Raw genomic sequence first — 22,238 nt, 5'->3', positions numbered from 1 at the left:
AAAGGCTCACTTCTTCTGAATCAATTTTTCAAGAGCGTCAATGTGTGCAACAAATGCAAGTTTACCATCTTTGGTGGCCCTATAACTAGTGTTGGGCTTTTTGCCAATAAATTGTTTTTGTATCTCGATATAGTTTTCCAGTTCCAATGCTTTAGCATGACTCGCAAGATTACCATCCGTAACGCCCAAAAGCTCTTTCAGAGTACTAAAATCAGCCGAATCATTGACCATCAATACAGACATGATTCCAAGTCGAATTCGATGGTCAAAGGCTTTATTTATATTTTGAATGATGCTTTTCAATTTTTAATAGGTATCAATTACGGTTTTTAATAATTTCGAATCTACAATGTTCGAGGGAGCAACAACATCTTCCTCAAGCGGAATATTATTACCATATCGTTCTTTTAATATTGCTTTAACTCTAGGGTCTTCTAGATTAAAATCTTTTAATTTCTGTAACGGACACAACTCAATATCAGCGCCATTTTTATAAATCTTCCAGATTAACTCAGAGCAATACATTTTAGCATCCGACCAGCCAAAATGAGGATCATAATCGCTATTTAGAAAGTTACGACTATAAATCTCCATTTTTTCAATAGTAGTAGGAGTTAAGGCGGTAGTATCTTTAAGTCTTTTTACAAGATAATTTTGATCCTTACCATGCTGAATCCATTCGTCCAGAGGAGTTAATCTTACTGGTTGAACAGCTTCAAAAACAAAGCGTTTACCATCTAAAATATAAACAATTCCGCAATGAGAGAATTTAGATTTTGTAGCAATTCTTACGGCTTCACATTGACTAGATTCAGAAGTTTGAAAAATTAAATCGCCTGCATGAATTTTGTCCAACAAATTTTCCTTTAGCTTTGGATTTTCAGTTGTTGTTTTCGAAAAAGGATTGTTCGGAAAAAACTGTTTTGTAATGTATAAAGCAAAGCAAAAGCTGATTATCAAGGTAACCCCAGCGAAAATGTATTTAAATTTTTTCATGTTTTACTTTTTTGAATTAAGACAAATAAGAATTATTTTCTATCGTATTTAAAGTGCATAATGCTTCCGTACAGAATATGACAAACTCCAAAACCAAGTGCCCAGAATTCTAATGCATAACCAGAGAATTCAGTAGCAATTAATCCCAGGATAATTATAGTAATTCCTAAATAACGTACATCTCTCAAAGTATATTTACTGGCATTTACGCAAGCCAATCCGTAAAATAGGAGAGTGACAGGAGCGATTAAACCATAGTAACCATTTCGGAGCAAAAGTAAGCCGAAAATCCCACCAGTAACAAGCGGAATCAAAAAATTAACTAATACCCTTTTTGAAGTAGAATTCCATATTTTTTCACCTTGCTTTTTGGCTTTGCTAGCAGTCAATATTGCAGCAGTTACAATAGAGAATAATAATACCAAAAAAGCAGTTAACACGATTAACTTAAACGTTTTACTTTCTAGAGTTACATAATAACTCGTATGACTCTCAATAAGACCATTGGCGATATGAGCGCCAATAAGAGCATATATTCCTGCCATAATTCCTGATAAACCACTTAATGAAATAAACTGTGAAGATTTATTCATCATGTTTTTAATTTCAGTAATATCCTGTAAATATTTATCTTCCATATAAAGTACTTTGAATTACAAAGTAAATGATAAAAAAAATAGTCACCAAATAAAATGATGACTATTTTTTATGAATTTAAAAGTTATAATCTGAAGATACCTCCGAAAGCAATAATTCTCTGGAAAAAGAAAAAGTCTTGAGAAGCACTATCATCATTACTTTGAGTAGTTTTAATGTCTTGCATATTAATATAACCACCTTTTAACTCCCCTTGAATATAAAAGTGTTTAAAGAAAGTTAAGTTAATTCCCGCTTTTGCAGACAGACCATATCCAGAAATATGAAAATCATCATGACGATCTTTTCCTAAAAGAGTTGTATTTGTTTTAGGATATAAAATTCCGGCACCTAAACCTTCAGTCAAATTAATTTGAAATTTATCTGTATTAGGTAAGCCAAACCATTTTGAAATATCATCATGTCTTGAAACCTCTGTATTAACATAGTTCAGACCATCTGTATGTTCGTACATTAAAAAAGCAGGAGGATTTTGAACAGTACCTTTATCAATACCACCTTCTTGAGCGCCATACAAAGACATATCTACTGGTGTATTATTGTAAATGCCGTTGTAAAAAGATCCAGCTTGATCTGCAGGTAAGTTAATATATCCATTAACATTAGCTGTTTGGTTTTGACTCATTACATATTTCATGTGGTCTACACCAATGGTTACACTGTAATGGTCGCTAAAAAAATAACCTAAACGTAAATTAGTTTGTGGAATAGTCATTCTTGCAGGATTAACATAATCCATATGCCATCCTTTTGGTTTGTCATGAGCAGACATATTCTCTACTGTAAAATTGTAATCTTTCCCTCTAAAGGTAACGTCTGATTTGCTGTAGCTTTCTCTGTTACCACCCCAGGAAACAAAGAACTTTCCTTTATTATGTGCAGTATATTTTTCTTGTAACGGTATTTCTTCTTGTGCAAATGTGTTTACTGAAAAACACAACAAGAAAAATAATATAAAATTAGTTTTCAAAGTATTAAGTATAAAAATTAAAATTGATTAATAGTTTTTCTGATGGCAACTAATTTTGTCATTAAATCTTCAAAATAGTCTAAATGCAACATATTTGCACCATCACTTTTGGCATTAGCTGGATCAAAATGAGTTTCGATAAAAATTCCATCAACACCTACAGCAATACCAGCTTTTGCAACAGTTTCGATCATATCAGGTCTTCCGCCAGTTACACCTACAGTTTGGTTAGGTTGTTGTAATGAGTGAGTTACATCAAGAACCGTAGTAGCATATTGTTGCATAGTAGGGATTCCTCTATAATCTACAATCATGTCTTGGTAACCAAACATAGTACCACGATCAGTAACCATTACGTTTTGGTTGTTGCAATCCAATACCTTTTGTACAGCATGTTTCATGCTTTCAGGACTCATAAATTGCCCTTTTTTTAGGTTTACAACCTTTCCAGTATTAGCCGCCGCCACAACAAGATCAGTTTGGCGCACCAAGAATGCAGGAATTTGTAAAACATCTACATATTGAGCAGCCATATCAGCATCCTCGTTAGTGTGGATATCAGTAACAGTAGGAACATGAAAAGTTTCAGAAACTTTTCTTAATATTTTTAATGCCTTTTCGTCACCAATTCCAGAGAAACTATCGATTCTAGAACGGTTGGCTTTTTTAAATGATCCTTTAAATACATAAGGAATCTCAAGTTTGTCGGTAATACCGATTAATTTTTCAGCAATACGCATTGCCATTTCTTCACCTTCTATGGCGCAAGGCCCTGCTAGTAAAAAGAAGTTACCGCTATCTGTATGCTTAATTTGTGGAATATGTTGTATGTTCATAGTTTGTAATTTTTGAAAGTGCAAAGGTAGTTAGGATTTGCGATTTACAGATTAAGAATTAAGTTTTTTTTAAGAAGACTCTCCACACTATCGATGTACTATTTTTTATTTAAAAATGCTTTTTCATGGATTTGCAGCAGCTTTCGCTGGTAGCTTTATAAATTCATGAAAACCAGCTTTCTTAAAAAATGATTTCCACTTTTATTAGGGCAATATTAGGGCATCGAAATAAACTAATCAATGACATTTATCATATATAGCGTATCAGGTTCTTTATGTTTTTCTTTAGTGTATTTGTTAGTATAAAAGCAGCGATGATAAAAAATCAGAATTTGAATAAAAGATATAATACGGAAATACAATTTATAGATAAAACAAAGAAAATGACAAAGGCAGTTTTTGTTTTTAATATATTGCTTAATTGTATTTTATGATTAGAAATTATTTAAGTTGTCTAAGCTTCTTCTTATGAAATTTTTTGACAAAATACTGTATAATAATTGTTATTGTAAGTAAAATGAAAAGTAAGAATTCGAGTATAATAAATGCAAAGAGTCCAGTCCCGCATTTAAATTGATTTGGTCCTAGATTTTGGTAGAAATTGTATCTAGCAATTGAAAACGATAGTATGGATAGTACTATTTGTAAAATAAAACTAATTAAAGTTATTGTTCCGAATTTTAATTTGATAGTTCCTTCAATTGCTTTTTTGCCAAATATAATTTGAAAGAGTAGTGGAGAAATAATTAAAATGAAACACGATATTCCGTACATTATTATTTGTTTAATTTACTTTTTTACCTTCAAGGTCTTTTTTATAGAGTTTTATTTTACTTTTCTTTCTCTCCATTTTTTAATTAAAAACTGAAGAAATATAATAAAACACAGGACAATAAAAAGTAAAGCAACGCCAAATATAACTCCTAAAAAAGGCATTCCGCATCTTGTTGTGTTTGGATGCTGGTCAAAATATTTCGAAAGATTGTAATTGGCAATAAAAATAGCTGCAACAGAAAAAATCATTTGGAAAATAAAACTCATTAAGCTTATTCTTCCAAATTTAAGTTTAGTTGGTTTTTTATCGAATATGACTTTAGTTCCAACGATTAATTGAAATAGTACAGGTAAAATGATTAAAATTAAAGGTGCAATATTTAGCATTTTATAGTTTTAAAAAGAATCGTTCTCTTTCAAGTCTATCATCTTTAAGTTTTGCTTATCCAAGTCTTGTTTCTTTCCTTTCTAGGTCTTCTTCTATTTTTTTAAAGTCAATCCAAGTGGAACCATTAAAACTCCCTTTTCGTAGATATTAAGGTATAAATTGATTGGTTTTTTCTGTCCTTCCCATTTTATTTCATAAACATCAAGAAAACCTGCACCCATGTCGCTTCTTTTGCTCGGGAAAGGGCAGCAACTTTCAAGTTTGGTATACGTTATCTTTTCGCCATTTGGTCCAGCCAGAGCGTTTAAAAAGCGTTGTTGATTAATGACTTCATCTTTAGATGTTCTGTAAAATATATTTACAGGATAATCTTTGTCATAACCATACTTCTTGTCTTTACTATATTCAGTGATTATAAACGTATTGTCTTTGTTTAAAGTTAAGTTTGGCGCATTATCATCAACATTTTTTAAAGTAGATTTTGTACTGACACAAGATGTAGCAGTAATAAGTAAGATGATAAAAAGAGCTGTTTTTTTCATGATTTTTGGCAGTTTAATGATACAAATATAAATGGTTTTTAGTAACAGATTAAAAGAAAGTTTTAAACTTAAATTGTCTATATAAGTACGCAGATGAGACAGATTTACAAAAGTAAAGACGCGGATTAAAACGGATTTTTAAAAATAATCCCAATCCTATGTTTCTGGAAGGGAGAAAATCCGTTTTAATCCGTGTTTTCGCTTTAGCGAATCCGTTAAATCCGCGTTCCTTTCGTAAAATGAGTTAGATAGAATTAAAATCTGCTAAATCTGCGTGCAAAAAAACTTTCTAAATCCGTTTAATCAGTCCTTTATTTCGTTTTTACTGAATTCAGTTTTAAAATACCAATTACAATCAGATATTGTGCCATAAGATAGGTAAGCATGATAAAAAACGAACTTTTATAAATAGGCTCATAAAATTTATCCATTGCAAGGATACTATCCGATAAGACAAAGATAATAGCACCAACAAGAATGTAGTTATTTGCAGGTTTCTTCCAGATTAAATAGCCGCTAAAAGCGTACAAAAGCATTGTAGAAATTGTTAAGGCGTAAATAATAACAGGAAGTTGCAAATCGCCAAGTTTTGGTAGCAAAACGGTAAGCATTGTTGCTAAATAAACTAGAATAAATCCCAAGCCAATAAAGAAAGCACCTTTGTTTTTAGGAACATCTGGCTTGTTTTGTTTATTAAAAAGAATAATATAAATAACATGAGATATTAAAAAAGCTACCAAACCTAATATAAAATAGATTTCGGCCTTATCGGCAAATAATAAAATTACATCACCAATCCATGAGAATAATAAAGCACCAAGAAGAATTTTTTTTGACGGAAAATCTTCAGAAAAATAAACGGCAAGCCATAAAATAGGAATAAGTAATCCCTTTAAGTACCAAGCAACATTTTCAAGATTGTAAAGAAGAATTAAAAGATAAAAAAAACTAAAACCAATATAGAATTTTAAGAGTAAAGGGCTTTTCATAATTTGTTTTTAAGAGTTTACGAGAGCAGGTTTTATGTTTTTGAAATCTACTTTTACAAAATAAGTCGTGGTTAATAAAGAGATAATATGATATCCGATAACAAGGATATTACCATAAGGAAAAACAGAATTAAGCCCGAACCAATCTCCAAAGTAAAAAATAATTGCCAAAACAGTTACTAAACGCAAGCTTTCCCACAAAATAGCAAAACGGTTTTTATCCATTAGTTCCGTATAACTGTAAATCGTTATGAAAATAAAAAAGCCATAATAAAAGATATTCGGGAAACCAATTTTGGCAATATTACTAAACAAGTAACTCACAAATAGTAATGTTATCATAACTTGAGTAATCGACCAATAAACGAGCTTATTAGAATTGTCAATTCCATATTTAGTATAATTATATACATCAGTGATTTTGTTGACAGGATATTTTTCTTCAAAATTTTCCGGACGCCAACCTGTTGGTTTAAACCAGATAGTGAATTTATCTTTCCAGTTTTCGGCACGCCACGCATCGCTAATCATTAACGCAAGATGCTGAAAGTTAATCCTTATTGGATTCCAAGTATTTGCTGGTCTTGTAATACCAAAAACTGGAGGAACTGTATCTAGTTCTTCTTGAAAAGTACCAAAAAGTTTGTCCCAGAATATAAATATCTGCGAGTGATTTTTATCCAAATATTCAGGGTTTATAGCATGGTGAACCCTGTGGTGAGAGGGAGTTACCAATATATGTTCCAGAACGCCCATTTTTTTGATATACTTAGTATGATACCAAAACTGTAAAAACAAATGAAGAGGTAATGTTATAGCGATAACACTAGCAGGAATACCAACTAATGCCGCAGGAATAAGCAGGAATGTAAAAAGATTTACAAAACTCGCAATCGGTTGCCTTAAGGCACAAGCTAGATTAAATTCTTCGCTACTATGATGAATGGCATGTTTGTTCCAAAGGAAGTTGATTTGATGTGATAAACGATGGCTCCAATAGCCATAAAAATCTATTACAAAAAATCCAACAATATAAGTGATTACAGTGGTTTCGATATGATAAATGGCAATTTTAGAAACCAACCATTCATACGAAATAAAGGTAACGGTAAGACCAAGAACATCCTTAACCGAATTTGTAATTCCCGAACTTATACTAGACACACTATCTATTAAAGGGACGTGGTCTTGTTTTATGTATAAACCATACGATTTCTCGATTATAATTAATAATAAAAAAATCGGCATTGCAATAATTAGTATTTTCCCGTATTCTTCCATAAAAAAAAATAGTGTATTTTATTCAAATATAGAATAAATTACACTATTTTTTAAATTATTGATAATTAAATTAAATAATTTCTGCGCTCAGTCCAGCTTCTAAAAGTTGTGTGCATTGCGGCTTTAATTTATCCATCGAGCCCGTTTTTACAGTACATTTTCCGTTATAATGTACAATAAGGGAGCATTGCTCTGCTTGTTCGGGGGTATGATTACATACACGAATTAAAGTTTCGATTACATGATCAAAAGTATTTACATCATCGTTATACACAATAATTTCGTTATTAAACGATATTGCTTCTTTTTCCCGAACTTTTTCTCTTACTTTTTCTTTAGTACTCATTTTTTTAGTTTTTTGTACTGTTGTAATTCAATAATTACAAATTTACATATTTTAAAGAAACCCAATTATTTCTTTGAAATTTTTTAACATATTTCAATCCTTTTTCAGTACACGAAGCATCGATGTAAGGAATGTCTTCTTCATAAAAACCACTTAATAATAAAGTTCCTTTTGGATTCAGACAGTCAACATAACTTTGCATATCATTTAGCAATATGTTACGGTTGATATTAGCTATAATTAAGTCATATTTCTTACCTGCTAATAAAGCAGCATCACCTTCGTAAACGGTAATATGCTTGCAATTATTGCGTTCAGCGTTTTCTATAGAGTTTAAATAACACCAGTTATCGATATCGATAGCATCGATTGGTTGTGCGCCTTTCATTTCGGCAAGAATTGCAAGAATAGCAGTTCCGCAACCCATGTCAAGTGTTTTTAATCCGTTAACATCCATTTCTAATAAGTGCTGAATCATCATATGAGTTGTTTCGTGATGACCAGTTCCAAAACTCATTTTTGGCTCAATTACAATATCAAACTCGGCATCCGTTTTTGGATGAAAAGGAGCACGCACATGGCAATTTCCATCAACATCAATAGGTTCGAAGTTTTTTTCCCATTCCTCGTTCCAGTTTACTTGCTCAATTTCTTCAAATGTATATTCGATTTTAAATTCATCTGATTGTAAAATATGAATATCTTCCAGAATAGCTTCGTCCCATAAATCTTTTTGAACAAATGCAGAAATTCCAGTTTCGGTTTCAGTAAAACTTTCAAATGCTTTCTCGCCTAATTCGGCAATTAGTATTTCTGATCCTAGCTCTTTAGGCTCAATTGTAAAGTGATACCCGATATAAATGTTTGACATGTTTATTTTTTTTGCAAAGGTAGCAATCGAAACTTAAAATTGTTTAAAAAAAATAAAGAACCTTATTCTTTTATGCATTACATTAGCTTTAAAATTGTAAGTAGTATTAGAAAATGAAAAGCTTAATTATTATACTGTTGTTTGTGGTAATAAATAGCTCTGGATGTGATGATAAGAAAGAAGTCGTTCGATCTTTTTGTTATTGGAAAACAAGTGCTTATTTTGATAAAGAAGAAGATTCTATTTGTAAGAATTTGAATGTAAAACATATGTATGTACGGTTTTTTGATGTGGATTGGAATCCATATACCAATGAACCTCTTCCTGTTGCAACAATAAGTCGAATAGATCTGAGTGAAAGTACTCCTGAAATTACGCCAAGCGTTTTCATTACCAATGATGTTGTTTTAAAGTCAAGTAAAGTACAATTAGATAGTTTGGCCAAAAGAATTCAGAAGAGAGTAAAAGAAATCGGGCTTAAGTATAATGATGAAAAAGCATATAAAAAAGCCAGTACAATTGTTTATTCAGATTACGGGAAACAAAACGGGCAGATCAAAAAAGCATTAAATTTAGACTCTATAAAATCAATTGAATTAGCGAAGTTAAAACCAAACTTTAACGAGATTTTAATTGATTGTGACTGGACAGAAAGATCTAAAGACAATTATTTTTATTTATTACAACAGGTAAAAAAAGAATTTAAAGATTCTCAATTATCTGCTACTATAAGATTATGGCAATACAAATATTGTGAGAAAGCAGGAGTTCCTCCAGTAGATCGTGGATTATTAATGTGTTATAATTTATCAAGTCCTAATGATTATAAAACCAAAAACTCTATAGGAACAAGCGATGAGCTAGAAAAATACATTACACATAGTGATTATGATCTGGATTTAGATATTGCTTTGCCTTTATACAGTTGGTCAGTAGTTTTTAGAGGAAATGAGTTTAAAGGCATAGTTTCAGATTATGAAGAGCTTATTAAAGATTCTACGCGATTTAAAAAAGTAGCAGACAATAAATACCAACTTCAGGATGATGTATTGATAGGGCAGACGTATTTGCGAAATGGGGATGAGATAAGAATCGAAAAAATTTCTGATGAAGAGATAAATAAAATGATTTCGATTATAAAAAACAGAATACCAGTTGATAATCATACAAAAGTGACTTTCTTTTCTTTTGATAAAAAATACATCCACGATTATGGTATCAAAAATATATCCGGGTATTACGCGCGTTTTCAGTAGCTTTATTTTACTATTTACTTTTCAGGTTTCATTTGCTTGCGGATGGTATGAGTCGGCAGAAACGAGCCGTTTGGCCTTGTTTAAATCAGAAAGGAAAGGGTTTTTAAAACTGCATTACTTTTGTTATTCTGCAAATAGCTTTCATGAAGTTAACGAAGTATCTAATAAAGATCAGGAGTTAAATTGTTTAGAATGGCAGAAAAAAATAGGTGCAAACGTTTCTACAGCAGATATCTATACCATTTTATACGAAACAGATTCTGATGTATTTCAAGCAGCCTACCAAAGTAATTCTTTGAAGCAGGTTTTTAAGAATAATACTTTTATTGCAACTTTGTTGCGTTTGAAAAATAAACCCTTTTTAGATTATTTAATTTTAGCTAAGAAATTAGAATATAATAATGTTCCAAGCTCCAAATGGGAGTCCTGGAGCGGAATAAGCAGTTATCCAGAAAACGTAAATACTGTTGCAATAGGCGATTATAATCAAAAGATTTTGTCTGCCAAAGATGCTTTTTTAAAACAACGTTACGCATTTCTTATTCTTAGAGATCGTTTTTATAGCTCGGACAAAACCGAAGTAATCCGTTTATACGATACATATTTTGCTAACAATAAAGGCACAATTTTAGAACCTTGGGCATTGTATTATAAAGCGTTATGTATCGATAGTCTTCCTCTTCGAAATTATTTGTTAAGTCAGGTTTTTGCTTCTTGCGATGATAAATCGTTGGCTGTAATGCAGCATTACAATTTTAAGCATACAGCTGCTACGCTAAGTTTAGCAAAAAATAATGAAGAACGAAACATGATTTTGGTTATCGAAAGCATGCGTAATCCTGCACCAGATTTAAGTACAATAAAGCAAGTTTATAAATTTGATCCAAATAGTATTTATTTTAGTTTTTTGGTTCAGAGAGAGGTAAACAAACTTGAAGATTGGATTTTTACACCCAAATATTCAAATAATAAAGTTCCTGCAGTAAGTTTTGATAAAATGAGTTGGTATGATAATTATGAAAAAGCCAAAACAGATAACTTTAATAAAGATATTTTATACTTAAGAGAATTAAAACAGTTTTTGATTGATGCATATAGTGAGGTTTCTGGAGAGCAGAAAGATTTTATTGCATCGGCAATTGCTCAATTGTGTTTTATAGATGACGAAATAGATTTAGGGAAAAAATATGTAAATATGATTTCTGTTAATGCTAATATTTCCATTCAATTACAAAAAAACATTCAGTTGGCTCTAATAACATTAAAGCAAGATAATTTACAAGATAAAAATACCCAAAACAATCTCTTTAGTTATTTTAATGTAATAGAAGATTTAGTTCAAGAGGATATTAGTTTGCTTAAAAACTTATATAGTTTGTATAGGATTGCAAGTGATGAATTTTCTAAACAAGGAGATAAAGCAATTGCTGGTTTGTTGTTTTTAAAATCTATGCTTAAAAAAGGAGCAATAGATAACTCTTGGTATTATTATGTACCTTCTTTTTACGAATACACAGGCTATTTTGAAAGATATGCAACTCTGGAGGATATGGATAAATTGATTGCATTGTATCAAAAAGAAGATAAAACACCGTTTGAAAAATACATTTGTGCAGGAACATTGGCGCCAGATATTAATTTTTATAGAGATGTAAAAGGAACAATTGCTTTTAGAAAAAATAATTTGGCAGTAGCTTATCAGGTTTTTGCTAGCATGCCAGCTAATTTCTGGGATAAAAACTACGAGTTTAAAAATAATCTTAACGAAGATCCATTTGTTCCTAAAGTATTGCAGAAAGCAAAGGAAAGAAAGTTTAATTATCGTTTTAATAAAGCGGAGTTTGTTGCTAGATTAATCGAGTTAAAAAAAGAAAATACTGCCACAAGTAATTTGCTGTTGGCACATGCTTATTTTAATATTTCTTATTGGGGTAATTCCTGGATGATGCTTGCTTATGATTGGGCTTCTGGCACTGGAGTAACGAATTCTGATTATATGTATGGAGGAGATAATTATGATTCTGAGATGATGTATCAAAATTCAAATTATTATCGATGTACACTGGCTAAAATGTATTATGAAAAGGCATTGAAATTATCTAAAGACAAAGAAGAAAAGGCATTGGCAAGTTTGATGATTTTTGAATGTAATTATTACGATTATTATAGAAATTCTGATGTTTCGCCAGATAAAGTTGCTGCTTTTAAATCAGGAAAAGAAATAGCCGATTTTTATTCGGTGTATAATACAACAAAAACATTCAAGCAATATAATTGTCCGCTTTTGGAGATGTTTATAAAATAAGGTTTAGGTTCTTGTTTCGGAAAGGGATTAACTTAAATTGTCTACAAAGGGACGCGGATGATACGGATTTACAAAAGTAAAGCCGCGGATTAAAACTGATTTAAAAACAATCAAAAATAAAATCCGTTTTAATCTGTGTTTTCGCCTTAGCGAATCCGTATAATCCGCGTTCCCTTCGCAAAGAGTCATATAGAATATGGCAGATTAACTGATTTAACCGCAAAGGACGCTAAGATTTACGCAAAGTTCACAAAGCATATAAAAACACAAAGCTTTGCGAACTTTGCGGTTTTACGAGAAATCTTACTTAAAAAACTTTGCGGTTAAATTGTTTTAGCTAGATTAAAATAAAAAAGAGCGATAAAATTAATTATCGCTCTTTTTATTTATAGTCTTTAATAGATTTAGTGGTTATCTAAATTTCTTAATTGGTGTAATTTTTCTTTCCAAACATCAAGGCTTTCTTTGTGAAGTGCAATGTTTTTACGAACTTCCAGAACTATTGAATTTTCTTTCTTAGCATTTTTGGTATTGGTAAAGAACTGAATGTTATTTTCTAATTGGAAAATCTCATTTTGAACTTCTTCAATTTTACGCATCAAGAAAATTTTCTCGTTGTCTAACTTTCTAGTGTCATTACTTTCAGATAAATTATCAATTCTATTAGCAAATCGAATCATTTCTGTTTCTTTTTTGCTTAAGCTTAATTTTTCAAAAAGAGCATCTAGTATTTTATTAAACTTACCTTCAATGTGACGTCTAGGAAATGGCACTTTTCCGAAGTTTTTCCAAGTCTCAATGTGTAATTTTATAGCATCAAGGTCTGTTTTGTGGTCACCAGTAAGTTGGAACTCACGAATAGTTTCTAAGTAAGCTTTTTTATTATCAAAAGCAGCTACTTCATCACCATTTTCTTCGTTTTTGTGCTCTTTTAGTTTATCAAAATAACTATTACAAGCATCTTTAAATTCTTTCCAGATTTTATCAGAATATTTTCTAGGAACATGACCAATTTGTTTCCACTCTTCCTGAATTTTTTTCATTACAGGAGTAGTCGATTCGTAATCGGTGCTTTCTTGTAATTCTTTGGCTTTGGCTACAAGAGCCATTTTTTTGTTTAAATTGTCGTTTTGATCCTTCTTAATATCTTTATAAAACGAATTTTTAAAAGTATTAAAGTTTCTCACGGCAGTTTTAAATGCTGACCAAGTCGCTTCGTTTACATCCGAAGGAACTTTTCCTGCAGCGAAGAATGCAGAGCGTAAAGCTTCTACTTTTTCTATTTGTAACAACCAAAGTGCGTGTGTATTTACCTTTTCGGTAGCAAGAACTTCGATTTGTGAAATAATATTTTTCTTAACTTCTAGATTTTCAAGTTCTGAGCCTCTAATGTTTTCAAACAAAACTTCGCGTTTGTCATGGATTTTTTTAGTTAATTCACTAAACTTATTCCATATTTCATCACGGTGTTCTTTAGAAACCGGACCGATATCTTCTTTCCAGATTCTATGTAAATCTTGTAATTCTCTAAACGCTTTGCTTACATCAGCTTCATTAACTAATTCTTCTACGCGAGCTACAATTTTTTGTTTTTGTTCTAGATTGTGTTTAAAGTCTAAATCTCTGGCTTCACGATCTAAATGTAAATAATCATAAAAATTCTCTACATGAAAATGGTAGTTATTCCATACGTGATTGTATTTATCTTTTGGGATAGAACCAGCATTTTTCCATCTTTCTCTTAATTCATTAAAATGTTTAAGAGTATCTTTTATGTTTTCTTGCGGATTAATAAGCTCTTTTAATTCCTCAACAATAGCCAATCTGTTTTCTAAATTTGATTTTAGATTGGTTTGTAGATTTTTAAAATGTGCATTTCGGTGATCTCTGAATATGTTATAATATTCATCGAATTTCGTTTTTAAAGGAGAATGATATTGAAATTCTTCGTTTGGATCTTGATTCTCAGCATTAAATTCTTCTCTTTTTTCTTCGATAAGATGATTATACTGTAGTAAAAACGATTTTTTAATCTCTTCAATATGCTCTTTTACAGACATAACTTTGTCTGAAGAAACTAATTTTTTTAGTTCCGCAACAAGTTCGTCAAGCGAAAAAGTATTATAATCTTGCATCGGAATGTCATGACGCTCTTTTAGAGTTTCATCTTCACTTTCTTCAGCATTAGAATTGGTTATTGCATCTAGTGCTGTCTGATTTTGAGTTTCAACAACAGCTTCTGTATCCGATAATTCTTCCTCAGAAAGAGTTATTGTGTTTTCAGATTCAGGCACAATGTTCTCTGTTTCATTCTCAATAATTTCAACTGAAGTTGTTTCATTGTTTTCAGCAGAATTTGCAGATCCATTTTCTAATTTTCCATCTGCATCTTGCAGGTTATCATTCTTTTCTTCTAACATCTTGTCAATGTATAAGGTTTGTACTTTAAATCTAGAGCGAAAGATAGTAAAGGTGTTCGGAACTACAAAATAAATCCTTTATTTATACTGTATTTATGTTTAAAATTCTTACTAATGGGTTGTTTTTGAGGGGCTAAAAGAGAATAATATTAGTGTGGAATATTTAAAAATTTTTGATTTTTTTTATCTAAAGTTGTTTTTTGAGCTATTTTATGTCCGAAAAACGTTTTACAATTGCCTGATAAGTTTTGCCTCCATTTTTTAATTTTCTTTCTTGAGTTTCTAGATTTACAGCATATAATCCGAATTTTTTGTCATAACCTAAGCTCCATTCAAAATTATCTATTAATGACCAGTAATAATATCCTCTTACGTCGTAACCGTCTTTTATAGCTTCGGATATGGCGTATAATTCTCGTTCTATAAACAAACTTCTTCTGTCATCTTTGGCGTCGGCAATACCCGTTTCGGTTATAATAATTGGTTTCTTTATTCGTGACATTCGTTTTATAGCTCTATAGATTCCTTCGGGATAAACGGTATAATCCATATCAGTCATTTCTTCGCCTGCTACTGGCGAAAACATTTTTTCATGTTCTACAAATTTAAAGGTTGTAGCATAATGCGAATAGTAATTAAGACCCATAAAGTCTATTGTATTGGGAGCGTCTTTGTCGATATAATTTACATTAGCTTCAAACGGAACGCCGAAATGATATTTTCCGGTTTCGAAAAAGTTCAATGACGAATTATTAAAATTATCATTGGCCACCAAAGCTCCAATCCAATCGAGGAGATTCCATCTGTTTTTAGGTTCAAAAAAGAAAATGTCTTTTACAATTCCTATTTGTGATTCCTTGCCGTTTGGTAAAGCTTTCAATATTTTGTAAGCTTGAGTATGTGCAATTAAGATATTTTTTAAAACTTGTCCTGCAATTTTAGAGTTCTTTTTGCCAGGAGGGAATATATCCGACATAAACGCCAAATTGGTATATACATTGATTTCATTAAACGTTGTCCAGAATGTAACCCGATTGCTGTATCTTTTAAAAACGATTTGTGCAAATAACAAAAAATAGAGGATATTTTCTTCTTTTTCGAATCCACCTTTATTCATAAACCAAAGCGGTTCTTCAAAATGGTGTAATGTGATGTTTGGAATGATTTTCCGGCTCAATAAGTTATCAATTACATCTGAATAATGCTGAATTGCTTTTTCGTCAAATTTGCCTTCTTCGGGGTTTATTTTACTCCATGATAAAGAGAAACGATAGGAGTTAACGCCTAGTTCCTGCATGAGCTCGATATCTTTAGGGTATAAGTTCCAATGATCTGTGGCAAGTCCGGCTTTGTCACCGTTATCTATACGCGGTTTACCATCTTTATTTTTCTGATTTTCCCACCAAGACCAATTGCTATTGGTATGTCCGCCCTCGACTTGATGTGCGGCTGTTGCTGTTCCCCAATGAAAATTTTTAGGAAAGTTTAAATCATTGGTGTTCCTCTTGGTCCAATCCCAACTTATAACGGGGTATTTTATAGTAAGATAAATAATTATAAGAAGATATAGTATTGCAATAACAACGAGTACTTTTAAAAATATATTCATGCTTTATTTATCTGTTTAACTAAAACAAAGCTAGAGTATTAAGGTTAAGTGATTATTTTATGGTGTTATGTTAGTATTAAAAAACAGCAATTAATGGTTGTGTTGTTATGTTTTACTGTTGTTTAGAAAAAAGGAACGCGGATTAAACAGATTCGCTTAGGCGAAGACGCGGATTAAAAACGGGTTTCATTTATAGCTTTTTAAAAATCCGTTTTTATCTGCGTTTTTGCTTTTGCAAATCCGCGTCATCTGCGTTCAAATAAACGTTATCCGCGTTCTATTATTCGAGAAATAGTTGTAAAACAAAAAAGACCACAATCTTGTAATTGTAGTCTTTATAATATTCTTTGGTAGTGATTTTCTATTTATTCCAAATCTTCCAAGCTTTTTCAGCTTGAAAAATAAGCATATCGTATCCGTTTTTTATTACGGCTCCGTTTTCTTTTGCTTTTTTTAGGAATGTAGTTTCTTCGGGGTTATAGATTAAATCGTAAGCGATATGTTTTTTTGTAAAATACTCATACGGAATTGCTGGACAAGCTTCAATATTTGGACTTGTGCCAACTGGTGTGCTATTAATTATAATTTGATAATTATCAAAAGTTGTTGCATTGATTAAATTATAATCTATGATGTTTTCTTTGGCTTCGCGAGAAACAAATGTGTATAAAATACCTAATTCGTCTAGTGCATAAGCTACTCCTTTGGATGCGCCGCCTGTACCCAAAATCAATGCTTTCTTGTGGTGAGGTTGCAATAAAGGTTTTAATGATTTTTTAAAACCATAATAATCGGTGTTGTAGCCTTTTAATTTTCCGTTTTTGGTAAATTTTACAGTATTTACAGCACCGATCAATGTGGCTTTTTTTGATAATTTATCTAAAAAAGGTAGTATTTGTTCTTTGTAAGGAATTGTTACATTCAATCCTTTTAAATCGGGATTGTTTTTTATTAGTCCTGTAAAATAGTTAATCTCTGGGATATCAAAATTCTCATAACTACATCCTTTAAAATGTTCGTCGCTGAATTTTTCGGTAAAATAACCTTTTGAAAAAGAGTAACTAATGTTTTTTCCTAATAAGCCAAAACGCCTTTTTAAAGTATGAATCATTATTGTTTTTTATGTTTTGTAATATAATTTTGTACCATTTTCTTAGTCCAAACCACTGGGAATAGGTCTTCGATTAAAATATAATTGTCAAAGTTTAATCGTAATCCATTACTTAAGTGAAATTTGGCTTTGGTATTGTCTTGTACCATAAAATACAATCCTGCCAAACGGTATTCGATTTCATTTTCTTCTGGGAAATATTCTGTTGCTTGCAATAATGTTTGAATTGCGCTTTCGAATTCGCCCAAGAATTGAAGGATATCTACCCAAAACAACCAAGTATCGAGTGCATAATCACCAAATTCGACTGCTTTTCGGTAACCAAATTCTGCTTCTTCAAAAAAGTTCATTTGTTTGTTTATCATCGCATAGCGTTTCCAATACAAACGGTTTTGATTATCGATTGCTAATGCTTTATTAACAAAGAACAAGGCTTTCTGAAAGTTCTTTTGGCGTACATAAAAATCAGTTATGGCAATCCATCCTTTGTCTAAAAGTGGATCTTCATGAACAGTTTTGTTGTAATATTTTAATGCTAAAGCTTTATTGCCTAGTTTTTCGTAACATTTTCCTATTCTTAATAGTGCATACGATGTTGCATCATCTAGTTCGATGGTGCGGTTGTAGCTTTCTATCGCTTCGGCATATTGTTTTAAACGTTCGTAGGCTTTGGCTCTTTCCATAAAAGCTCCAAGAAACTCATCGTCGATTAGGGTTGCATAATCAAATGCACGGATGGCGCTTTCATATTCTTTTACACCATAATGTAAACGCCCTAGCTGATGCCAAGCAATTTCGCTATAAGGATTTTTGTTTATGTATTGGTTTAAATAGGTGATCGCTTCTTGGTTTTGATCTAAAAATTCAAAGCAATACACTACGTTGTATAAGGCCGATTGGTCTTCTAAATCTTCTTCGAGACATTTGATAAAGCTATCTTTTGCCATTTCAAGATTGTCCATAAAAAGATATTCCATACCGATTAAATTGTACACATCGGCAAAATCATCTGTATATTCTAGGGCAATTTTAAGCAATTCGACTGCTTTTTCGTGTTGATCTCTTTTAGAATAGATGTTTGCTTTTTGGATGTAAATTTCTTCGTTGTTTGGTTCGATTGCATACAACTCATTCAAGAGCTTTTCGGCTATTTCGAGTTTGTCATCATACACCAGCATCTCTACTTGTACTAGTTTTAAGCCTGTAGATTTTGGATGTTGATCTAGTGCTAGTTTTAAGGCTTTTTTTGCTAAATTAGCCTTGCCTATGTCCAGATAATGAAGGATAATCTCTTCAAATTCTTCTGAATCAAAAAAGAGTACTTTGTTAGTTTTTAACATTGACTCAAATTTGGATAGGGATAGGTTATAATCTTCTTCTTCGTTGCTTAATTGCATACTTTATTTTTTTGATATTAGCCTATTATAAATTTAGGCAACATGTTTTTGTTATGTGGGGAAAGAAGGAATTGTTGTGAACAATTTAATTAACAATATTTGCAGTACCTGCGATCAGTTTTTAGGTGAGTTTTTTATAAAACTGAATGTATTTAAATTCCTAAATGTTTTGTTGTCAACGATATGCTTTAGCCCAGATAAAAGCGATATCCTTTTGTTTTTTTCTTTAAAAAACAAAAGATAAAGCGGATAGCTGGAAATAGCTCCTAATTATTCTGTTTGTTTAAAATTTCATCCATTACATTTAGGATGATGGCACAACCTTCTCTTATTTCTTCTTCAGAAATTGTTAACGGAGGTGTAATACGTACGGCACATCCTTCAAACAGCAACCAGAATAAAATGAGCCCTTTGTCCTGACAGGTTAGGATAACTTCGTTTGTTATCTCGGCACTCTCTGTCATGGCAGCAAGCATTAATCCTCTTCCTCTAACTTCCTTAATCAAAGGATGTACCAAAAGTGTTCTGATGAGTTTTTCTTTTTCTAATGTTTCGGGCATTAGGTTTGTTTCAGTAATTTCTTTCAAAGTTGCCAAACAGGCTGCCGCAATGACAGGGTGCCCTCCAAAAGTGGTTATGTGTCCGAGTTTTGGATTTTCGGTTAGTAGATCCATTTTTTCTGCCGATGCTGTAAAAGCGCCTACTGGCATTCCGCCTCCCATTCCTTTTCCCATAACGACGATATCGGGTACGACATCGTAATTTTGGAAACCAAAAAGTTTTCCTGTTCGTCCAAATCCTGGTTGGATTTCGTCGACTATCATCATGGCTCCAACTTCGTCGCAACGTTTGCGCACTTTTTGAAGAAAATTATCATATGGCTCTATAAATCCAGCTCCTCCTTGTATTGTTTCGAGTATTATTCCGGCCGTTTTAGTGGTTATTTTTTGTAAATCTTCTTCGTTATTAAACGTAATAAAGTCTACATCGGGAATTAAGGGTCTAAAGGCTTGTTTGCGATCTTCGAATCCCATAACACTCATAGATCCCATTGTGTTACCATGGTAAGCATTATGGCATGATATTAACTGGCTACGTCCTGTTGTTCTTCGGGCTAGTTTTAAGGCTCCTTCAATAGCTTCGGTCCCTGAATTTACCAAATAGGTTTTATTTAGTGATTCGGGAAGGAGGGAAGCCATTAGTTTGCAATACTCTACGGCTGAACTTTGGGAATATTCTCCGTAAACCATTACGTGCGAATATTTGTCTAGCTGATCTTTTATAGCTTGATTTACTCTTGGATGCTGATGTCCTAGTGTACAGGCTGATACGCCTGCTACGAAATCTAAATATTTTTTATTATTGGTGTCGTATATGTAGGATCCTATGGCGTGTGAAACTTCCATTCCTAAAGGATATGGTGATGTTTGTGCTTGGTATTTTATAAAATCTGAATTCATTCTTTTTCTTTTAAGGTTCAAAGAGGCAAAGGTTCAAAGGTGCTAAGGTTTTTTCTAGTTTAAAGTTGTCAACTGTTGTGGTTGCAGTTGCTAAAAACTGTCACTGCGACTGTATACTAAAAATTGAGAGTATATACTACTTCTTCGCTTTAGTTGTTTTAGCGGACTTTGTTCCTGATTTCTTTTTGTCGTAATCGAGTGTTTCTTTCCTGACTTTCATAGGAACATTTTCTTTGGCATTTTCATCTTTCCCTTCTTGAACTAATTTATCGTTCTCTTCGTTTTCTTCTTTTGTGAAAATATCATCCTTAGATTTTATTTTTTCATCTCCTCGCCAAACCATACCTCGAAGTTTTCGAGCATTTTCGGGCAATTCGGCTTCGGGGAATATATCTCCGTCAACTTGATTGAAGAATGTAATGGTTTCGATAGCATTGTTTTCTAAAATAAGATTGATTTTACTACTTACGTTTTTGTTAATTCCTATGAGTTCATTGGCATCATTCCGCATATAGTAAACGACTTCGGTATTTTTTATAACATCGACATCATGTAGTTTTCCGTCCCTAAATTTTCCGAATAAGTTTAATCCCTTGACCTGATTATATCCGGTTCCTAAGGTGTCCTTAGAGATTATAAAGGTATTATTGAGGACTTTGAGCGAGTCTAGTTTCTTGGTGTTATTATCGCCAATAAGGTGCATGATATCACCTGTAATTTGGCTTTCGCCGTTCCATAGTATTGGGTTTCCTATTAGTTTTGTTAAAGCTGTTCTGCTATTAGAATGTATAGAATCGCATTTTCCGCTCATGTCGGTTTTAAAAAAGCGAACATTATTAAAAGCACGTATAATACGATCGCCTTCTTTTCCTGTAATCATTAGTCTTTTTCCGTGTATGTAAACGGAATCGTTATCGACAAAGTTTATTGCAACGGCTCTCTTGGTTACAAACATGGAATCTTTTTGTTTGTATATTTCGGCATAGTGTCCTTTTACAATTCCGCGATTTATAGAGTCGGTAATTTTTACATTTCTGGTTGCCGATGCAAAATCTTTATTTCGGTCGTAATATAAACTATCGCCTTCTATTAAGCGGGTGTCGTAGCGAATGTATGATTTCCTGAGAAAATGTGCCAGATTCCTTTTAGTATCATAAAACCCTTTTTCGGTATAGATATAATCGGTTTTACTGGTAATTGTAGATGGTCCGAATAGATAGGAATGTCCAGAATTACTGTAATAATCTAAATGATTTGATTTTATAACGCATTTAGGATTGGTTACTGTAACTGCGGTTAGGAACACAAACTTTTTTTGTGCTACGTAATATCTTCCTGATTTACTTTCTAGAGTATTTTCTTTGTTGATAATCGTTCCTTTGGAGTTATAGAATACTTCCTGAACGTTTCTATCAAAATTGATGGTATCGGTTTGTAATGTTGCATCTGGTGAACTCATAACAGCATTTCCTGTTGCAAATGCTTTTTTTGAGTTCCCGCTATATTCGGCGTATTTACTATTTAAAAATAAAGTATCTCCTTGTACCAGCTGTACATTTCCGAAGGCTTTTAGGTAATTTTCTCCTTGAAATAAATAGGCTTTATTACAGGTTAGTACCACTCCATCGTGGTTTACTTTTACGTTTCCGGTAAGTAAAATGGCACCTGGCATTTCGATTTCATTTCTGTCGACAAAGTCAGAATGCTCGATGTTAATTATTTTTGGAGCTTGTGCCATTCCTAAATTAACACTTAAAATTAGCAAGCAGCTATATATGAAAAAGAGTGATTTCTTCAATTGTTTAAATTTTTGTCAAATTTATGAAAAAGGACGCAACCTTAACAGATATTAGGATTTATTTATAACTGATATTATTAGATTGTTTTAAAGTCTTTTTGTCAAAAATTGTATGATTTTACTCGAATTGTGTTGGTTTTATTTAATTCTTTAATTTGTGAGGAAATGGAACGCGGATAAAAAGGTTTTTTTATTCTGTAGGGGGGGAGATTTAACCGCGGAGTTCGCAAAG

19 protein-coding genes are annotated in these 22,238 nt (G+C 32.1%); 2 read left to right on the top strand and 17 right to left on the bottom strand.

Annotation, left to right across the window (positions count from 1 at the left end; genetic code table 11):
* Nucleotides 1-6: 6 nt before the first annotated feature.
* The 11 genes from IW20_RS18635 to prmA form a co-directional block, all read right to left on the bottom strand.
* Nucleotides 7-303 carry a winged helix-turn-helix domain-containing protein gene (locus IW20_RS18635; protein ID WP_035625903.1) on the bottom strand — a complete coding sequence of 99 codons (297 nt, stop codon included), beginning with the start codon at nt 301-303 and terminating at the stop codon, nt 7-9.
* A 3-nt stretch (nt 304-306) separates the two neighbouring features.
* Nucleotides 307-996, bottom strand: a complete 690-nt coding sequence (locus IW20_RS18630) for a YiiX family permuted papain-like enzyme (RefSeq protein ID WP_035625900.1) — start codon at nt 994-996, stop codon at nt 307-309.
* 32 nt (nt 997-1,028) lie between these two features.
* The gene (locus IW20_RS18625) at nt 1,029-1,634 is read right to left on the bottom strand and encodes a hypothetical protein (RefSeq protein WP_035625897.1); all 606 of its coding nucleotides are present in this window, start codon (nt 1,632-1,634) and stop codon (nt 1,029-1,031) included.
* 83 nt (nt 1,635-1,717) lie between these two features.
* The gene (locus tag IW20_RS18620) at nt 1,718-2,623 is read right to left on the bottom strand and encodes a hypothetical protein (protein ID WP_035625895.1); all 906 of its coding nucleotides are present in this window, start codon (nt 2,621-2,623) and stop codon (nt 1,718-1,720) included.
* A gap of 17 nt (nt 2,624-2,640) precedes the next feature.
* The gene (kdsA, locus tag IW20_RS18615; RefSeq protein WP_035625892.1) at nt 2,641-3,459 is read right to left on the bottom strand and encodes a 3-deoxy-8-phosphooctulonate synthase; all 819 of its coding nucleotides are present in this window, start codon (nt 3,457-3,459) and stop codon (nt 2,641-2,643) included.
* A gap of 825 nt (nt 3,460-4,284) precedes the next feature.
* Complete coding sequence (locus IW20_RS18605; RefSeq protein ID WP_035625887.1) at nt 4,285-4,620, bottom strand: hypothetical protein; 336 nt, start codon at nt 4,618-4,620, stop codon at nt 4,285-4,287.
* A 93-nt stretch (nt 4,621-4,713) separates the two neighbouring features.
* A complete protein-coding gene (locus IW20_RS18600) occupies nt 4,714-5,163 on the bottom strand; it encodes a hypothetical protein (protein WP_035625883.1) in 450 nt (149 codons plus the stop codon).
* 311 nt (nt 5,164-5,474) lie between these two features.
* Nucleotides 5,475-6,152 (bottom strand): lysoplasmalogenase, encoded by a 678-nt coding sequence (locus tag IW20_RS18595; RefSeq protein ID WP_035625881.1) that lies wholly within the window; start codon nt 6,150-6,152, stop codon nt 5,475-5,477.
* 9 nt (nt 6,153-6,161) lie between these two features.
* Complete coding sequence (locus tag IW20_RS18590) at nt 6,162-7,433, bottom strand: sterol desaturase family protein (protein ID WP_035625879.1); 1,272 nt, start codon at nt 7,431-7,433, stop codon at nt 6,162-6,164.
* A gap of 70 nt (nt 7,434-7,503) precedes the next feature.
* Nucleotides 7,504-7,779, bottom strand: a complete 276-nt coding sequence (locus tag IW20_RS18585; protein WP_035625878.1) for an ATP-dependent Clp protease adaptor ClpS — start codon at nt 7,777-7,779, stop codon at nt 7,504-7,506.
* A gap of 34 nt (nt 7,780-7,813) precedes the next feature.
* The gene (gene prmA, locus IW20_RS18580) at nt 7,814-8,650 is read right to left on the bottom strand and encodes a 50S ribosomal protein L11 methyltransferase (RefSeq protein ID WP_035625876.1); all 837 of its coding nucleotides are present in this window, start codon (nt 8,648-8,650) and stop codon (nt 7,814-7,816) included.
* 113 nt (nt 8,651-8,763) lie between these two features.
* Between prmA and IW20_RS18575 the strand changes: the two genes are divergently transcribed.
* Together IW20_RS18575 and IW20_RS18570 are read left to right on the top strand one after the other, a co-directional pair.
* Nucleotides 8,764-9,906 (top strand): hypothetical protein, encoded by a 1,143-nt coding sequence (locus tag IW20_RS18575; protein ID WP_035625874.1) that lies wholly within the window; start codon nt 8,764-8,766, stop codon nt 9,904-9,906.
* The gene (locus tag IW20_RS18570; protein ID WP_035625872.1) at nt 9,863-12,211 is read left to right on the top strand and encodes a hypothetical protein; all 2,349 of its coding nucleotides are present in this window, start codon (nt 9,863-9,865) and stop codon (nt 12,209-12,211) included. Before IW20_RS18575 ends, IW20_RS18570 begins: the two co-directional genes overlap by 44 nt.
* A 404-nt stretch (nt 12,212-12,615) precedes the next feature.
* Here the strand turns inward: IW20_RS18570 and IW20_RS18565 are convergent, their stop codons facing one another.
* From IW20_RS18565 to IW20_RS18540, 6 genes are all read right to left on the bottom strand, one after another.
* The gene (locus tag IW20_RS18565; protein WP_035625869.1) at nt 12,616-14,631 is read right to left on the bottom strand and encodes a DUF349 domain-containing protein; all 2,016 of its coding nucleotides are present in this window, start codon (nt 14,629-14,631) and stop codon (nt 12,616-12,618) included.
* Nucleotides 14,632-14,836: 205 nt separating this feature from the next.
* Nucleotides 14,837-16,240, bottom strand: coding sequence for a glycoside hydrolase family 1 protein (locus tag IW20_RS18560; RefSeq protein WP_051885952.1), 1,404 nt, complete (start codon nt 16,238-16,240; stop codon nt 14,837-14,839).
* 361 nt (nt 16,241-16,601) lie between these two features.
* Entirely contained in the window at nt 16,602-17,351 is a 750-nt protein-coding gene (locus IW20_RS18555; protein ID WP_035625866.1) for a shikimate dehydrogenase family protein, read from the bottom strand.
* On the bottom strand, nt 17,351-18,748 hold the full coding sequence (locus tag IW20_RS18550; RefSeq protein WP_035625864.1) for a tetratricopeptide repeat protein: 1,398 nt from the start codon (nt 18,746-18,748) through the stop codon (nt 17,351-17,353). Before IW20_RS18550 ends, IW20_RS18555 begins: the two co-directional genes overlap by 1 nt.
* Nucleotides 18,749-19,014: 266 nt before the next feature.
* Complete coding sequence (locus IW20_RS18545; RefSeq protein WP_035625861.1) at nt 19,015-20,208, bottom strand: aspartate aminotransferase family protein; 1,194 nt, start codon at nt 20,206-20,208, stop codon at nt 19,015-19,017.
* A gap of 136 nt (nt 20,209-20,344) precedes the next feature.
* Complete coding sequence (locus IW20_RS18540) at nt 20,345-21,946, bottom strand: OstA-like protein (RefSeq protein WP_051885958.1); 1,602 nt, start codon at nt 21,944-21,946, stop codon at nt 20,345-20,347.
* Nucleotides 21,947-22,238 lie beyond the last annotated feature (292 nt).

The organism is Flavobacterium hydatis, assembly GCF_000737695.1.
Taxonomy (GTDB): Bacteria; Bacteroidota; Bacteroidia; order Flavobacteriales; family Flavobacteriaceae; genus Flavobacterium; species Flavobacterium hydatis.
Note: the sequence above shows the minus strand (reverse complement) of the source record. Positions and strands in the feature narration are given on the sequence as shown.

What these genes read in the sequence shown, in the direction of transcription:
- IW20_RS18540 (WP_051885958.1), bottom strand. Translation starts at nt 21,946, where the DNA reads ATGGCACAAGCTCCAAAAATAATTAACATCGAGCATTCTGACTTTGTC.
- IW20_RS18570 (WP_035625872.1), top strand. Translation starts at nt 9,863, where the DNA reads ATGGTATCAAAAATATATCCGGGTATTACGCGCGTTTTCAGTAGCTTT.
- IW20_RS18605 (WP_035625887.1), bottom strand. Translation starts at nt 4,620, where the DNA reads ATGCTAAATATTGCACCTTTAATTTTAATCATTTTACCTGTACTATTT.
- IW20_RS18575 (WP_035625874.1), top strand. Translation starts at nt 8,764, where the DNA reads ATGAAAAGCTTAATTATTATACTGTTGTTTGTGGTAATAAATAGCTCT.
- IW20_RS18595 (WP_035625881.1), bottom strand. Translation starts at nt 6,152, where the DNA reads ATGAAAAGCCCTTTACTCTTAAAATTCTATATTGGTTTTAGTTTTTTT.
- IW20_RS18585 (WP_035625878.1), bottom strand. Translation starts at nt 7,779, where the DNA reads ATGAGTACTAAAGAAAAAGTAAGAGAAAAAGTTCGGGAAAAAGAAGCA.
- IW20_RS18555 (WP_035625866.1), bottom strand. Translation starts at nt 17,351, where the DNA reads ATGATTCATACTTTAAAAAGGCGTTTTGGCTTATTAGGAAAAAACATT.
- IW20_RS18545 (WP_035625861.1), bottom strand. Translation starts at nt 20,208, where the DNA reads ATGAATTCAGATTTTATAAAATACCAAGCACAAACATCACCATATCCT.
- IW20_RS18630 (WP_035625900.1), bottom strand. Translation starts at nt 996, where the DNA reads ATGAAAAAATTTAAATACATTTTCGCTGGGGTTACCTTGATAATCAGC.
- IW20_RS18600 (WP_035625883.1), bottom strand. Translation starts at nt 5,163, where the DNA reads ATGAAAAAAACAGCTCTTTTTATCATCTTACTTATTACTGCTACATCT.
- IW20_RS18565 (WP_035625869.1), bottom strand. Translation starts at nt 14,631, where the DNA reads ATGTTAGAAGAAAAGAATGATAACCTGCAAGATGCAGATGGAAAATTA.
- IW20_RS18625 (WP_035625897.1), bottom strand. Translation starts at nt 1,634, where the DNA reads ATGGAAGATAAATATTTACAGGATATTACTGAAATTAAAAACATGATG.
- IW20_RS18560 (WP_051885952.1), bottom strand. Translation starts at nt 16,240, where the DNA reads ATGAATATATTTTTAAAAGTACTCGTTGTTATTGCAATACTATATCTT.
- kdsA (WP_035625892.1), bottom strand. Translation starts at nt 3,459, where the DNA reads ATGAACATACAACATATTCCACAAATTAAGCATACAGATAGCGGTAAC.
- prmA (WP_035625876.1), bottom strand. Translation starts at nt 8,650, where the DNA reads ATGTCAAACATTTATATCGGGTATCACTTTACAATTGAGCCTAAAGAG.
- IW20_RS18550 (WP_035625864.1), bottom strand. Translation starts at nt 18,748, where the DNA reads ATGCAATTAAGCAACGAAGAAGAAGATTATAACCTATCCCTATCCAAA.
- IW20_RS18590 (WP_035625879.1), bottom strand. Translation starts at nt 7,433, where the DNA reads ATGGAAGAATACGGGAAAATACTAATTATTGCAATGCCGATTTTTTTA.